Source organism: Telluria sp. AC161, assembly GCF_979258535.1.
The window spans coordinates 2,232,194-2,245,974 of sequence record NZ_OZ409861.1 but is presented as its reverse complement, the minus strand read 5'-3'; the positions used below and the strand labels follow the sequence as shown (position 1 = coordinate 2,245,974).

Annotated in this window: 12 protein-coding genes and 1 pseudogene; 7 read left to right on the top strand and 6 right to left on the bottom strand. The window is 64.4% G+C overall.

Annotated features, from left to right (window positions below):
• Positions 1–10: 10 nt before the first annotated feature.
• The 3 genes from ACZ0AJ_RS10055 to xth form a co-directional block, all read right to left on the bottom strand.
• Positions 11–637, bottom strand: coding sequence for a LysE family translocator (locus ACZ0AJ_RS10055; protein WP_499454257.1), 627 nt, complete (start codon positions 635–637; stop codon positions 11–13).
• An 86-nt stretch (positions 638–723) separates the two neighbouring features.
• Positions 724–1,299, bottom strand: a complete 576-nt coding sequence (locus ACZ0AJ_RS10050) for an MliC family protein (RefSeq protein WP_258834521.1) — start codon at positions 1,297–1,299, stop codon at positions 724–726.
• A gap of 58 nt (positions 1,300–1,357) precedes the next feature.
• Positions 1,358–2,152, bottom strand: a complete 795-nt coding sequence (xth, locus tag ACZ0AJ_RS10045; RefSeq protein WP_499454256.1) for an exodeoxyribonuclease III — start codon at positions 2,150–2,152, stop codon at positions 1,358–1,360.
• Between the two features lie 183 nt (positions 2,153–2,335).
• Here xth and ACZ0AJ_RS10040 point away from each other — a divergent pair, with 183 nt between their 5' ends.
• The 6 genes from ACZ0AJ_RS10040 to ACZ0AJ_RS10015 all read left to right on the top strand — a co-directional run bounded on the left by ACZ0AJ_RS10040 (position 2,336) and on the right by ACZ0AJ_RS10015 (position 8,194).
• Positions 2,336–3,166 (top strand): transporter substrate-binding domain-containing protein, encoded by an 831-nt coding sequence (locus ACZ0AJ_RS10040; protein ID WP_499454255.1) that lies wholly within the window; start codon positions 2,336–2,338, stop codon positions 3,164–3,166.
• A 2-nt stretch (positions 3,167–3,168) separates the two neighbouring features.
• A complete protein-coding gene (locus ACZ0AJ_RS10035; RefSeq protein ID WP_499454254.1) occupies positions 3,169–3,867 on the top strand; it encodes an amino acid ABC transporter permease in 699 nt (232 codons plus the stop codon).
• 16 nt (positions 3,868–3,883) lie between these two features.
• Positions 3,884–4,576 (top strand): amino acid ABC transporter permease, encoded by a 693-nt coding sequence (locus tag ACZ0AJ_RS10030; RefSeq protein ID WP_499454253.1) that lies wholly within the window; start codon positions 3,884–3,886, stop codon positions 4,574–4,576.
• Positions 4,577–4,596: 20 nt separating this feature from the next.
• Complete coding sequence (locus ACZ0AJ_RS10025) at positions 4,597–5,325, top strand: amino acid ABC transporter ATP-binding protein (RefSeq protein ID WP_499454251.1); 729 nt, start codon at positions 4,597–4,599, stop codon at positions 5,323–5,325.
• A 169-nt stretch (positions 5,326–5,494) separates the two neighbouring features.
• A complete protein-coding gene (locus tag ACZ0AJ_RS10020) occupies positions 5,495–7,144 on the top strand; it encodes a hybrid sensor histidine kinase/response regulator (RefSeq protein ID WP_499454250.1) in 1,650 nt (549 codons plus the stop codon).
• 69 nt (positions 7,145–7,213) lie between these two features.
• Complete coding sequence (locus tag ACZ0AJ_RS10015) at positions 7,214–8,194, top strand: aldo/keto reductase (RefSeq protein WP_499454248.1); 981 nt, start codon at positions 7,214–7,216, stop codon at positions 8,192–8,194.
• 275 nt (positions 8,195–8,469) lie between these two features.
• Here ACZ0AJ_RS10015 and ACZ0AJ_RS10010 read toward each other — a convergent pair whose 3' ends face one another.
• The 3 genes and pseudogenes from ACZ0AJ_RS10010 to map form a co-directional block, all read right to left on the bottom strand.
• Positions 8,470–9,216 (bottom strand): pseudouridine synthase, encoded by a 747-nt coding sequence (locus tag ACZ0AJ_RS10010; RefSeq protein WP_258834513.1) that lies wholly within the window; start codon positions 9,214–9,216, stop codon positions 8,470–8,472.
• 28 nt (positions 9,217–9,244) lie between these two features.
• Complete coding sequence (locus ACZ0AJ_RS10005) at positions 9,245–11,827, bottom strand: [protein-PII] uridylyltransferase (RefSeq protein WP_499454246.1); 2,583 nt, start codon at positions 11,825–11,827, stop codon at positions 9,245–9,247.
• Positions 11,828–11,837: 10 nt separating this feature from the next.
• Positions 11,838–12,722 (bottom strand): annotated as a pseudogene (map, locus tag ACZ0AJ_RS10000) (type I methionyl aminopeptidase); the annotation flags it as partial.
• 283 nt (positions 12,723–13,005) lie between these two features.
• Between map and rpsB the strand changes: the two are divergent.
• A complete protein-coding gene (gene rpsB / locus ACZ0AJ_RS09995; RefSeq protein ID WP_183552980.1) occupies positions 13,006–13,758 on the top strand; it encodes a 30S ribosomal protein S2 in 753 nt (250 codons plus the stop codon).
• The last annotated feature ends 23 nt before the right edge of the window (positions 13,759–13,781 follow it).

Here is a 13,781-nt window from a genome sequence, read left to right as displayed (position 1 = left end):
GATGCTGTGACTACCGGGCCACGATCAAACGCAGCCCCAGTCCGATGAACACCGCCCCCGCGATCCGGTCGAGCCACATGCCGGCCGAGGGGGTGCGATTGAGCCACCCGCCGATCGTGCCCGAAAAGTAGCCGAGCAGGCCGAAGATCACGGCCGCCTGCAGCGTGAAGACCAGTCCCAGCACGCCGATCTGCAGATTGGCGTCGCCGCGCGCCGCAACGACGAATTGCGGCAGGAACGACAGGAAGAACAGCACCACCTTCGGATTGATCGCCGCCGCCACCAGGCCTTTGGCGAACAGGCGCCGTGCCGGTTCGTTCGACAATCCTTCGGCAGAGACGCGCGCACCGCCACGGCTGCGAATCGCGCCCCAGCCCATCCAGATCAGGTACAGACCACCGGCGACCTTGAGCGCCGTGAACGCCGTCGGCGACGCCGCGATCAGCGCACTCACGCCGATGACGGCCAGCAGCGTGTGACTCAGGCAACCGAAGGCGCAGCCAAGCCCGAAGGCCATGCCGCGCAGGCGCCCCTTGGCGATGCCGGTGCTGAGCACCATCAGATTGTCGGGCCCGGGAGAGAGCGTGATCAGGATGGCGGCGGCAAGAAAACCGAAGAGCTGTTCGGGCGAAAGCATGGTGGCGGCAAGATGAAGAAAGGGCGAACAGCATAGCGCATGTTCGCCCTTCGTCAAGCATCCCGCAGCGCGGGGTCAAGCAGACATTACGCCTTCTTGCAGCTCAGTTCCTTGGCGTTCTCGCCCCACTTGATGGTGACCTTGCCATTTTGTTCCTTGAACTGTTCGCCGCGGTTGCCGTAGGCGACGCCGTTGTCGCTTGGCTCGCCGCGCAGCAGCACGTGCTCCTTGTTGCGCGCTGCGACCATCGACGCTGGCGTGGTTTCGAGGAAGAACGCGGTGATCTTGCTCTTGTCGCTGCAGGTGTACTTCACCGGGCCCTTGGCCTTGGTGACCTTGTAGGCCGTCTGCAGCTGCATGGCGCGGGTGCCATAGGCATTGTTGATGCAGGTGGTCATGTCCTTGGCATCGGCGCACTGCTTGACGCCGTCCCACCACTTGGTGTGCTGTTCCTGCAGGGTCTTGCCGGCGCCGGCATCGATTTTTTCCAGCGCTGCGCGGTACATCGCGTAGATCAGGCCTTCCGATTCGGCGGAGCCGGGATGGCCGCAGACCTTGGCTTCGGCCGAGCCGATGCCCTTGGCGCAGAAGCCGGGCATCGAGACAGCTTGCGCGCCGATCGGCAGGGCGAGGGCGGCGGCGAGAATGAGCAGTTTTTTCATGAGGATTCCTTATGGTGGTGGTCGCGGCGCATGGATGGGGGCGCCGTCGTGAATTGGGTCAGGCGGATTTGTTCGGAATTTTGGTCAGGTCGAGCTCAATCCAGGTCGGCGTGTGGTCGCTGGGTTTCTCGCGCCCGCGCATGAATTTGTCCACGCCGGCCGCCTTGAGCGCCGGCGCCAGCGCAGGGCTGAGCAGCAGATGGTCGATGCGCAGGCCAGCGTCGCGGCCGAACGCGTTGCGGAAGTAATCCCAGAACGTATAGATCGTCTCGTCCGGATGCAGCGCGCGCAGCGAATCGAGCCAGCCCTGTTCCATCAGGCGCCCGAAGGCAGCGCGGGTCTCGTCCCGGAACAGCGCGTCGTCGACCCAGCGTTCGGGCTTGTAGACATCGCGCTCGGTCGGGATCACATTGAAGTCGCCGGCCAGCACGGCCGGCACGCCGGCCGCGAGCAGCTCCAGGCCGCGCAGGCGCAGGCGCTCCATCCAGGCCAGCTTGTAATCGTATTTGGGGCCAGGTGCCGGATTCCCGTTTGGCAGGTACAGGCAGGCGATCAGGATGCCCTGGTAGGCCACCTCGAGGTAGCGGCTTTGCTCGTCGGCGTCGTCGCCCGGCAAGCCGCGCTGCACTTCCTGGGCCGGTTCGCGCGTGACGATCGCGACGCCATTCCAGCTTTTCTGCCCCTGCCACAGCGCGTGGTAGCCGGCCGCTTCGATCGCCGCGATCGGAAATTTCTCCTGCGGCGCCTTGAGTTCTTGCAGACACACGACGTCCGGCTTGCGCTCCTCGAGATAGTGCAAGAGGGCGTCCAGCCTGCTGTTGATACTGTTGACGTTGTAGGTGGCGAGCAGCATGGGGTGTTCCGCATTTGTGACGGGTCATTATGACAATATTGCGTGAAATCAGTCGCACGCCTTATTGGACGCGCGTCGGTACATATACGCAAAACAGTATTATCTTATGGCGAATTGTTCGTTTTCTCATATAAGTGTTTGTTCTATACTACGATCATCGAATATTGTTGCTGGAGATTTTGCATGATCAACCGCCGTTCCCTCATCCTGTGCGCCGTTGCGCTGGGTAGTTCGCTCACCATGGGTATGGCGCACGCCGACCAGCTGGCCGACATCAAGAAAAAAGGCCAGATCGTGTTCGGGGTGCTCGGCACCGACGAGCCGAACAGCTTCATCGATCCGAAGACGCGCCAGCTGGTGGGCTACGAGATCGACGTCGCCACCGCCGTGGCCAAGAAAATCGGCGTCAAGCCGGTGTTCAAGCAGCTGGCCGTGTCGGCCCGCATCCCCGAGCTGCAGCAGGGCCACGTCGACATCCTGGCCGCCACGCTCACGCACAACAAGGAGCGCGAAGCGCAGGTCGATTTCGCGCTGACGCACTTCGTCACCGGTTCCAAGGTCATGGTGCGCAAGAGCAGTGGCATCACGGCGCTGCCGCAACTGGCGGGCAAGAAGGTCGTCACCGTTCGCGGCGGCACCCAGGAAACCAATATGAAAAAGGCCGTGCCGACGGCCAGTATCGTCACCTTCGAAAATACCCAGCAAGCGTTCCAGGCACTGCGCCAAGGCAAAGGCGCGGCCTACGTCAATGATGAGTCGTCGCTGCTGGCCGACTACGGCAAACTGGGTCCGGCTGCAAAGGACTTCGTGATCCTGCCGCAATCCATCGGCGTCGAGCCGATTGCCCTTGGCCTGCGCAAGGGCGAGGCGGGTCTCAAGACGGTCGTCGACCAGGCGCTGCGCGAGCTCGAAGCCAATGGCGCGGCCGAAGACCTGTTCGTCAAGTGGTATGGCCCCGGCACGCGTGCCAATATCGCCAAGCGCACCTTCAAGATCAGCACTGACAAGATCTGACCTTGGCGCTGTTCGATCCGACCATCCTGCAATCCGGTGAGTACCACGACTGGCTGGTGCAGGGCTTCATCCTGTCGATCCAGCTGACCGTGATCAGCTTCGCCTTCGCGCTGCCGTTCGGCGCGCTGGTGGCGGTGATGCGCACCTCGACGACCAGGCTGCTGCGCGCGGTCGGCACCACACTCGTCGAATCGATCCGCAATGTGCCGCTGCTGGCGCACCTGCTGTTCTGGTATTTTGCCTTCCCCGAGCTGCTGCCCGAGGGACTGCGCGAGATCCTGTACGCGAACAATCCCGAAGTGGTGTGCGCCGTCATCGCGCTCACGCTCTACAGCGGCGTGCACATGGCCGAGGATATCCGCAGCGGTATCCGCGCGGTCCCCGCGACCCAGCTCGAAGCAGCCCGTTCGCTGGGCCTGGGGCGCGCCGCGGCGGTGCGCCTCGTGCTGCTGCCGCAGGCACTGCGCGCTTCGGTGCCGCCGCTGCTGTCGCAAACGGTCAATCTGTGGAAGGACACCAGCGTGGCCACCGTGATCGGCGCAGCCGAGATGATGTACCAGGCCGCGCGCGTCGAGACGGCGAGCTTTCGCAGCCTCGAGGCGTTCACCTTCGCCACGCTGGCTTACCTGACCGTCTCGCTGCTCATTTCGGCGGCGGCCTACCTGTTCCAGCGCCGCTATCCGGTGCGCACGGCGGCCTGACCATGAAAGCGTCCCGATGCTGGAACTGATCGATACCTACTGGCTGTACTTCCTGGTCGGCCAATACCCGGACGGCCCGCTGGGCGGTCTGGTGCTGACCATCCTGCTGTCCGGCGCCGCGCTGGTGCTGGCCATGCCGCTTGGCCTGCTGCTCGGCATCGCGCGCGTCAGCCACCGCCGTGCCATCAGCCTGCCCGTGGGCGCGTTCGTGCAGCTCGTGCGCGCCGTGCCGCTGCTGCTGGTGCTGTTCTGGGTGTACTTCTTCCTGCCAGCGGTGACCGGCGTGAAGACCTCGCAGGCCGCGACGATGCTGATCGTGCTGGTAGTGTTCGATAGCGTGTACCTGGCCGAGATCGTGGCGGCAGGCATCCGCGCGCTGCCGAAAGGGCAGCTCGAAAGCGCCCGTTCGCTGGGCCTGGGCTACGGCCAGTCGTTGCGCCATGTCGTGCTGCCGCAGACCTTGCGTCACGGCCTGCCGTCGATCGTCAACCAGCTGGTCTCGACGATCAAGGCGACCTCGCTTGGCTACATCATCGGCCTGTCGGAAGTCTCGTTCATCGCCACCCAGATCAACACACTCGTGTTCACCCGATCGGTGGAGGTGTACCTGATCCTGGCGCTGACCTATTTTTTGCTGTGCTTCGGCCTGTCGCGCCTGGCCTTCCTGCTCGAACGGCGCCTGCAGCGGCGGCCCGTCGGGGCGCACTGAATTTCTGAAAGAAGCGAACGATGATCGTTCTCGATAACGTCAACAAGTATTACGGTGACTACCACGCGCTGGTGGGGATCACCGAGCGCGTGGAAAAAAACGAAGTCCTGGTCGTGTGCGGGCCATCGGGCTCGGGCAAGTCGACGCTGATCCGCACGCTCAACCGGCTTGAAGACATCGACGGTGGCCGTATCGCCATCGACGGGCGCGACATCCACGCCAAAGGCTTCGACGTGAACGCGCTGCGCGCCGGCATCGGCTTCGTGTTCCAGCAATTCAACCTGTTCCCGCACCTGACGGCGCTCGAGAACTGCATGCTGGCGCCGGTGCAGCTGGGGCGCGCCAGCAAGGCCGAAGCCAGGGAACAGGCGATGGCGCTGCTCGACCAGGTGGGTCTGGCCCACAAGGCCGATGCCTATCCGGACGCGCTGTCGGGCGGCCAGCAGCAGCGCGTGGCGATTGCCCGCGCGCTGGCCATGCGGCCGTCGATCATGCTGTTCGACGAGCCCACCAGCGCGCTCGATCCGGAGATGGTGGGCGAGGTGCTGCAGGTGATGCGCTCGCTGGCAAAACAAGGCATGACGATGGTCTGCGTGACCCACGAGATGGGGTTTGCGCGCGACGTGGCCGACCGCATCTGGTTCATGGCCGAAGGTAAAATCCTCGAGAAGGGCGCGCCCGGCGACTTCTTCGCCAACCCGCAGCATCCCCGCGCCATCCAGTTTCTCGCCGATCGCAACCGCAACTAGCGCCCCGCCACGGCGGGCATGCACAGTTTCGTGGACGCCATGCACATGCAGGACAGCGGTTTGGTACTTATAATGGCTGGCCGGCAGGCACGTCTGTGCCTGTCGATCATGCTTTTCCACTATGCCGATGCCGGCTTCCTTTTACCGTGCCACTTGAAGCTTTCCCGCGATGACGTCCAATTCTGCCAACTTCGATGAAGATGCACGCCTTGCCGTCCTCGATTCCTTCGGCATCCTCGATACGCCGCCGGAACGCTCGTTCGATGACGTGGTGCGCCTGGTCAGCCAGCTGCTCGACGCGCCGATTGCTGCCGTCAACCTGATCGCGCGCGGACGCCAGTGGTTCAAGTCGGAGATCGGCCTGGGCACGCGCGAAATGCCGCTCGATAACTCGATCTGCCGCCACGCGCTGCTGGAGCAAGAGCAGATGATCGTGCCCGACACCCAGGACGATCCCCGCTTCAGCTGCAATCCGCTCGTCACGGCCGATGGCGGCCTGCGCTTTTACGCCGGCGCCGTGCTGCGCACGCGCGACGGCGTACCGCTCGGCACCCTGTGCGTGCTCGACAAGAAACCGCGGCCGGAAGGGTTGACCGAGCAGCAGCAGTTCATGCTCACGACGATGGCGCACCAGGTCATGAGCCAGATCGAACTCCGTCGGGCGCTGACGGACCAGGAAGCGCTGAACGAAGCGCTGCGTCGCGCTGACCAGCGCAAGGACGAATTCCTGGCGATGCTTGCGCACGAACTGCGCAACCCGCTGGCGCCGATCGTCTCGGCGGCCACGATGCTGTCGAATTTCGAGCTGCAGCCAAGCATGGTGCAGCGCGCTGCCGACATCATCGCGCGCCAGGCGGGCCACATGACGTCCCTGATCGACGACCTGCTCGACGTATCGCGCGTCACGCGCGGCAAGGTGGAACTCGAATTCGTTGAACTCGACCTGAAGGATGTCCTGGCCGACGCGGTCGAACAGGTGCGGCCGCTGATCGAGAAGCACGGCCACCGGCTGGTGCTGGAGGCGATGCCGGCGCCAGCGCTGGTCGTTGGCGACCGCAAGCGCCTGGTACAGGTCATGACCAATTTGCTCAGTAACGCGGCCAAGTACACCCTTGAGGGCGGGCGCATCGAGGTGCGCCTGGCCACGCGCGGCGCGTCGATCGATGTGACGATCCGCGACGACGGCATCGGCATGTCGCCCGAACTGATCGCCAGCGCATTCGACCTGTTCTCGCAGGGCACGCGCGGGCTGGATCGCAGCCAGGGTGGCCTGGGCATCGGCCTGGCGCTCGTGCGCAGCCTGCTCAAGCTGCATGGCGGCGAAGTGACTGCCGCCAGCGACGGCCCGGGTTGCGGCAGCACGTTCCGGGTCACGCTGCCGCTGTCGGCGCGCGCGGCCGCCGCCGCGCCGGCTATCGGGACCGATGCGCCGCAGGGCAATCCGGCCGCGCTGCGCATCGGCGTGGTGGATGACAACGAAGACGCCGCCGTGACGCTGGCGCTGCTGCTCGAGACGCTGGGCCACACGGTGTCGGTTGCCCACTCGGCGCGCGCCGCGCTGGAAGCGTTGCCGGCGTTCGAGCCGGACGTGTGCCTGCTCGATATCGGCCTGCCCGAGATGAATGGGTTCGAGCTGGCGCGGGCGCTGCGCGCCAGGCCCGGGACCGACCATGCGATCCTGATCGCCGTCACCGGCTATGCGCAGGAGAAAGACCGCGCCGAAGCACGCGCCGCGGGCTTTCACGACCTGTTCGCCAAACCGGTCGACCTCGAGGTGCTGGGCGCGGCGCTGGTGCAGATCGAACGGCGCCGGCGCTAGCCTGCTGTGCGACGGCGTCCGAGTGCGTCAGGCAGAATTTGTGTCTGATTCACGCACAAAGGACACACCATGACGCAACGATATCAACCGATCACCCGCCTGGGCCTGGGCGGCACGGGCTTTGGCGACATGTACCACGCCACCAGCGACGAAGCAGCCCAGGCGACCGCCGACGCCGCATGGGACGCCGGCATCCGCTACTTCGACACTGCGCCGCACTACGGCGCCGGCCTGTCCGAACACCGCTTCGGGCACGCATTGCGCCGCCGCCCGCGCGCCGACTACACGCTCTCCACCAAGGTCGGGCGCCTGCTGGCCCCATCCAGCCCGGGCGAAATCGCCGCGCCGTTCGTCGGCGCCTTGCCATTCAAGCGAGTCATCGACTACACGGCCGACGGCGCGCGCCGCTCGGTGGAAGACAGCCTGCAGCGCATGGCCCTGGCGTCCATCGACATCGTCTACGTGCACGACCTGTCGCCCGACATGTTCGGCGACCAGTTCGACCACTACTACCGGATCGCGTCCGGTCCGGGCGGCGCCTTCGAAGGTTTGACGAAGCTGCGCGAAGAGGGCGTCATCAAGGCCTGGGGCCTGGGCGTCAACACGGTCGAACCATGCTTGCGCGCGCTGCGCGACGCCGATCCCGATATCTTCCTGCTGGCCGGGCGCTACACGCTGATGGAAACGACGCCGCTGGCCGAGCTGTTCCCACTGTGCGCCGAGCGCGGCGCGAAGGTTGTCATCGGCGGACCGTTCAACTCCGGCTTCCTGGCGGGCGGGCCGAATTACGATTACGGCCCGGCCGATGCGGACAAGCTGGCGCAGCGCGACCGCTTGCGCAAAGTAGCGGTCGACCACGGCGTCGACCTGGCTGCCGCCGCGCTGCAGTTCGGCCTGGCGCACCCGGTGGTGGCCGCGACCATTCCCGGCGCGAGCAGCCCGGAGCACCTGCGGCGCAATGCGGTGTTGATGGAAATGGCGATTCCGAAGGCGTTCTGGGAAGCGCTGCGCACCGAGGGACTGGTGGCCGAGGATGCGCCGCTACCATAACCTGCCTGCAGCAAAAAAAAGCCGGGGTCAGGTCTGACATTCGGACACGACCTCGGCAGCCGGGGAGCCGGGTTAGTCGGAAGTAGCTTCACATTGCAATGCTAATGCTGGTCATGCCACTATCGGACGTGACTAAGGCTGAGTTCGTGTCCGAATGTCAGACCTGACCCCGGCTGTGATTGGACGTGACTAAAGCTGAGTTCGTGTCCGAATGTCAGACCTGACCCCGGCTGTGATCTGATTGCGTAAGATCGGCCAACATTGCGTCTGAAGGCTTAAAACCCTTCTTCCGGCGTCAGATACCGCCACTGCCCAACTGGCAGGTCGCCCAGCTTGACGCGGCCGATCCGCACGCGCTTCAGGCCCAGTACCTTCAGGCCCACCATGTCGCACATGCGCCGGATCTGGCGTTTGCGGCCTTCCTTCAGCGTGAAGCTCAGCTGGTCTTCGTTCTGCCAGCGCACCTTGGCCGGCAGCAGCGGTTTGCCATCCATCCACAGGCCGTGCTTGAGCTTCTTGAGTTCACTGTCCGGCAGCGTGCCCGGCTTCGTGTACTCCACGCGCACCAGATATTCCTTTTCGATGGACGTCGTCTCGCCAATGAGCTGCTTGGCGATGCGGCCGTCCTGCGACAGCACCAGCAAGCCCACTGAGTCGATGTCCAGGCGCCCGCACGGCACGAGGCTGCGCAGCTGGGTCGGGTGGAACTGCTCTGTCGAAGGGTCGTCGGCCCAGCGGTTCTCGGGCCGGATCAGCGCCACGGCCGGCGTGTAGCCGTCTTCTGCCTGGCCGCTGACGTAGCCGACCGGTTTGTGGATCAGCACCGTGACGCGCTTGGACTGCTCGGCAGCGGCCTGGCGCTCGACCGTGATGCGCTGCGTCGGCAGCACCTTGCTGCCTAGCTCCGACACCACCTGGCCATCCACCCGCACCCAGCCGCGCGCGATCCATTCATCGGCCTCGCGGCGCGAGCACAGGCCCAGTTCGGACATTCGTTTGGAGAGGCGGAGCGGTTCGGTCATGGTCAAAGCTTTTCGGTGGAGGAGTAAATCAGATCTTGAGCGCGTCAAGCAGGTCCGTTTCGAGCTGGACCTGGATGCGCGGGTTGTTCAGGGCAGGGCCGTCGACGAGGAATACGTCTTCGACGCGCTCGCCCAGTGTCATGATCTTGGCGGTGTGCAGGTTGATGCGGTAGCGCGTCAGCACGCTCGATACCGCATACAGCAGGCCCATACGATCGTTGGCGGCGATCGACAGCACGTGGAACTGGCCCCGTTCGTCGGGCCGCACTTCGACCGTTGGCGTGATCGGGAACGTGCGCGACATGCGCGACAGGCGTCCGCGGCACGGCGGCGGCAGCGGTTCCTGCGACACCAGCAGCGCGCTCAGTTCGTGCTCGATCAGGTTGATGATGTCGCGGTAGCTGCCGGCGAAGTGTTCGTCGGCCACCATGAAGCTGTCGAGCGCGTAGCCGTGGCGCGTGGTGTGGATCTTGGCGTCGAGGATCGAGAAATCCTTGCGGTCGAAGTAGCTGCAGATGCGCGCGAACAGGTCGGGTTGATCCTTGATGTACACGGCCACCTGCAGGCCTTCGCCGATCGGCGCCAGGCGTACCCGCACTACGGGCTTGTCGCTGTCGACCTTGTCGTGCAGGGCGCGCGTCTGCCAGGCGATGTCGGAGGCGTCGTGGCGCAAGAAGTACGCGACGTCCAGCTGCTTCCACAACGCTTCGTGCGCATCGATTGGCAGGCCGAACAGGCGCAGCGTGGCCAGCGCCTCTTTCTGGCGTGCGCGCAGCTCGCGGTCGGCCGAATGCGGCTCGCCCCCCAGCACGCGCAGCGTCGTCTTGTACAGGTCTTCCAGCAGCTTGGCCTTCCACGCGTTCCAGACCTTCGGGCTGGTGCCTCGGATGTCGGCCACGGTCAGCAGATACAGCGCCGTCAGGTGCCGTTCGTCCTTGACGACCACGGCAAACGCCGCGATGACGTCGGGATCGGACAGGTCCTGCTTTTGCGCGACCTGCGACATCGTCAGGTGCTGCTCGACGAGGAATACCACCAGTTCGGTATCGGCCTCGGTCATGCCATGGCTGCTGCAGAACTGGCGCGCGTCGTCCATGCCGAGTTTGGAGTGGTCGCCCCCGCGCCCCTTGGCGATATCGTGGAACAGCGCGGCCACGTACAGCACCCAGCGGTCGCGGAAGTCGGCAATCAGCTGGCTGCAGAACGGGTATTCGTGCGCGTGTTCAGGCATCGTGAAGCGGCGCAGGTTACGTACCACCATCATGATGTGCTGGTCGACCGTGTAAGCGTGGAACAGGTCGTGCTGCATCTGCCCGACGATCTTGCGAAACGCCGGCAGGTAGCGGCCCAGGATGCCGAATTCGTTCATGCGGCGCAGCGCATGCACCATGCCGCGCGGCGCCTGCAGCACGCGCAGGAACAGCGCCTTGTTGACCGGATCGGCGCGATACGCGTCGTCGATCTGGGTGCGGGCATGCCACAGTGCGCGGGTGGCGCGCGCCGTCATGCCCTTGATGTCGTGGCGCTCGGTCATCACGACGAACAGTTCGAGGATCGCCGTGGGCGTCTGCTGGAACGTGTCGTCCTGCGCGATGTCGATCAGGTTCCCCATCTGTAAAAAGTGGGCGCTGATCGGGAAGGCGACGGCCGGCTGTGGGAATAGCTGGGCCTCGATATTCTGCAGCAGGATCGTGTTGAGCTGCGTGACGGTCTTGGCGGCCCAGTAGTAGCGCTGCATCAGCAATTCGCTCGGGCGGCGCACGTTCGGGCCATCGTCAGTCTCGACCAGGCCAAGCGTGTTGGCAATCGCCGTCTGCACGTCGAACACCAGCCGGTCTTCGCGGCGCTTGGTATGCAGGTGCAGGCGGATGCGGATGTCCTTGAAGGCGCTTTCCTTTTCCATCAGCTGGCGCGCTTCCATGCGCGTGATCAGCTCGCGCGTGGCGAGCTGGCCCCAGCTGTCGGCCAGGCCGGCGGCCTTGGCCACCCACATGATCACCTGCAGGTCGCGCAGCGCGCCAGGGCTTTCCTTGACGTTCGGTTCGAGCGCGAACGCCGTGTATTCGTGCTTGGCGTGACGCAGGCGCATCTCGGCCGTCTTGGCCCGGAAGAACGCCTGCGGGTCGAGCGCCTCGCGGTAGCGCTGCTGCAGCGTGTCGAACAGCGGCTCGTTGCCGGTGACCAGGCGCGCTTCGAGCAGGCTCGTTTGCACCGTGATGTCGGCCGCGGATTCGATCAGGCATTCGTCGACCGTGCGGATGCTGTGGCCGATCTCCAGACCCAGGTCCCACAGCAGCTGGACCAGGCCTTCGAGGCGCGCCTGCGTGATCGCGTCCGGCGGGGCGGCGAGCAGGATCAGGAGGTCGACGTCGGAGTACGGAAACAGCTCGCCGCGCCCGTAGCCGCCCACGCCTACCAGCGCGGTGCCGGCAGGCAGGCCGGCCGCCTGCCAGGCGTCGATCAGCACCGCATCGACGACCTGGCGCAGGTTGCGCAGCAGTTTTTCGGGCATGCCGTCTTCGTGGAACGCCTGGAACACGAGCTGGCGCTCATTCTTGAGGCGCTGGCGCAGCGTGGTGCGGACAGTGTCCAGGCGTTCGGCGTGACCCATGGCCGGCTCCTTATGCCGCCGCAGCGGCAGGGGCAAACGCGGCGAAATCCGGCCCGAGCAGCGGCAGGGCGATCGCCGGTGGCGGCGGGCTGCCGGCCGACAGCGTCAAGACTTCGACGCCGGTCTCGGTAACCAGCACCGTGTGTTCCCACTGCGCCGACAGGCTGCGGTCTTTCGTCTTGATGGTCCAGCCGTCCGGCATTTCCTTGATGTCGCGCTTGCCGGCATTGATCATCGGCTCGATCGTGAAGATCATGCCGGGTTGCAGGACTTCGAGCGTGCCCGGGCGGCCGTAGTGCAGCACTTGCGGCTCTTCATGGAACGAGCGCCCCACGCCATGGCCGCAGAATTCGCGCACGACGCTGTAGCCGTTCTTTTCGGCGTGCTGCTGGATCGCGTAACCGATGTCGCCCAGGTGCTTGCCCGGCTTGACGGCGGCGATGCCCAGCCACATGCACTCGAAGGTGACTTCGGACAGGCGGCGCGCCATGATCGACGGTTCGCCGACCAGGTACATGCGGCTGTTGTCGCCGTGGAAGCCTTCCTTGGTGATCGGCGTGATGTCGATGTTCAGCGCATCGCCGCTCTTGAGCACGCGGTCGCCCGGGATGCCGTGGCAGATGACGTCGTTGAGCGAGGCGCAGATCGAGCCCGGGAATGGCGGGTAGCCGGGCGGGGCGTAGTTGAGCGTGGCCGGGATCGTGCCTTGCACGTTGACCATGTATTCGTACGCCAGGCGGTCGAGCTCGCCGGTGGTGACGCCGGGCTTGACGAACGGAGTGATATAGTCCAGCACTTCCGAGCCGAGGCGGCAAGCGACGCGCATGCCGTCGATTTCTTCGAGGGTCTTGATGATGGTGGCCATAGGAGAGTCGTATCCTGCGTGATATCGGGTGAGCGCCCGGCGACCGGGGTGGCAATGGTCGGGGCAGTATGGCCGCCATTATAAGGGATGTCGCGCCGCTGCTGTAAGGCAGCGGGAGGCGCCTGCCTGGCCGGGCTGCGATTGCACGCTTGAATAATGCTGACAATTCCGCTAGAATCTCGGGTTGCTCGGATTCGCATCGTGCAACGTTGTAAAAATAAAGTTTTTTAATTGATAGAAATCGCGAATGTGGCCCTAAAAGGGTGCCTGCTTGGTGACTGGCCACATTCAAGACCCAACCCTGGAGAATTACATGTCCGTTACTATGCGCGAAATGCTGGAAGCCGGTATTCACTTCGGCCACCAGACCCGTTTCTGGAATCCAAAGATGGCACCGTTCATCTTCGGTCATCGCAACAAGATCCACATCATCAACCTGGAAAAAACCATGGCGATGTATCAGGATGCGATGAAAACCATCAAGCAGATCTCCGCCAACCGCGGCACGATCCTGATGGTCGGCACCAAGCGTCAGGCTCGCGACATCATCGCAGCTGAAGCGCAACGCGCCGGCGTCCCATACGTCGACCAGCGCTGGCTCGGCGGCATGCTGACCAACTTCAAGACCATCAAGACGTCGATCAAGCGCCTGAAGGAAATGGAAGTCCTGGTCGAAGACGGCTCGGTCGAGAAGATGTCGAAGAAAGAAGCGCTGATGTTCTCGCGCGAAATGATCAAGCTGCAAAAGTCGATCGGCGGTATCAAGGATCTGGGCGGCGTGCCAGACGCGATCTTCGTCGTTGACGTCGGCTACCACAAAGGTACGATCACCGAAGCCGGCAAGCTGGGCATCCCGGTCATCGGCATCGTCGATACCAACCACTCGCCAGAAGGCGTCACCCACATCATCCCGGGTAACGACGACTCGTCGAAAGCCATCAGCCTGTACGCACGCGGCGTTGCCGATGCGATCATCGAAGGCCGCGCCAGCGCGACCAACGAAGTGGCTGACATGGTCAAGGCAGCCGGCGGCGACGACTTCGTCGAAGTTTCCGAGCAGGCATAAGTGATAGCAGGCCATGTGCCTGC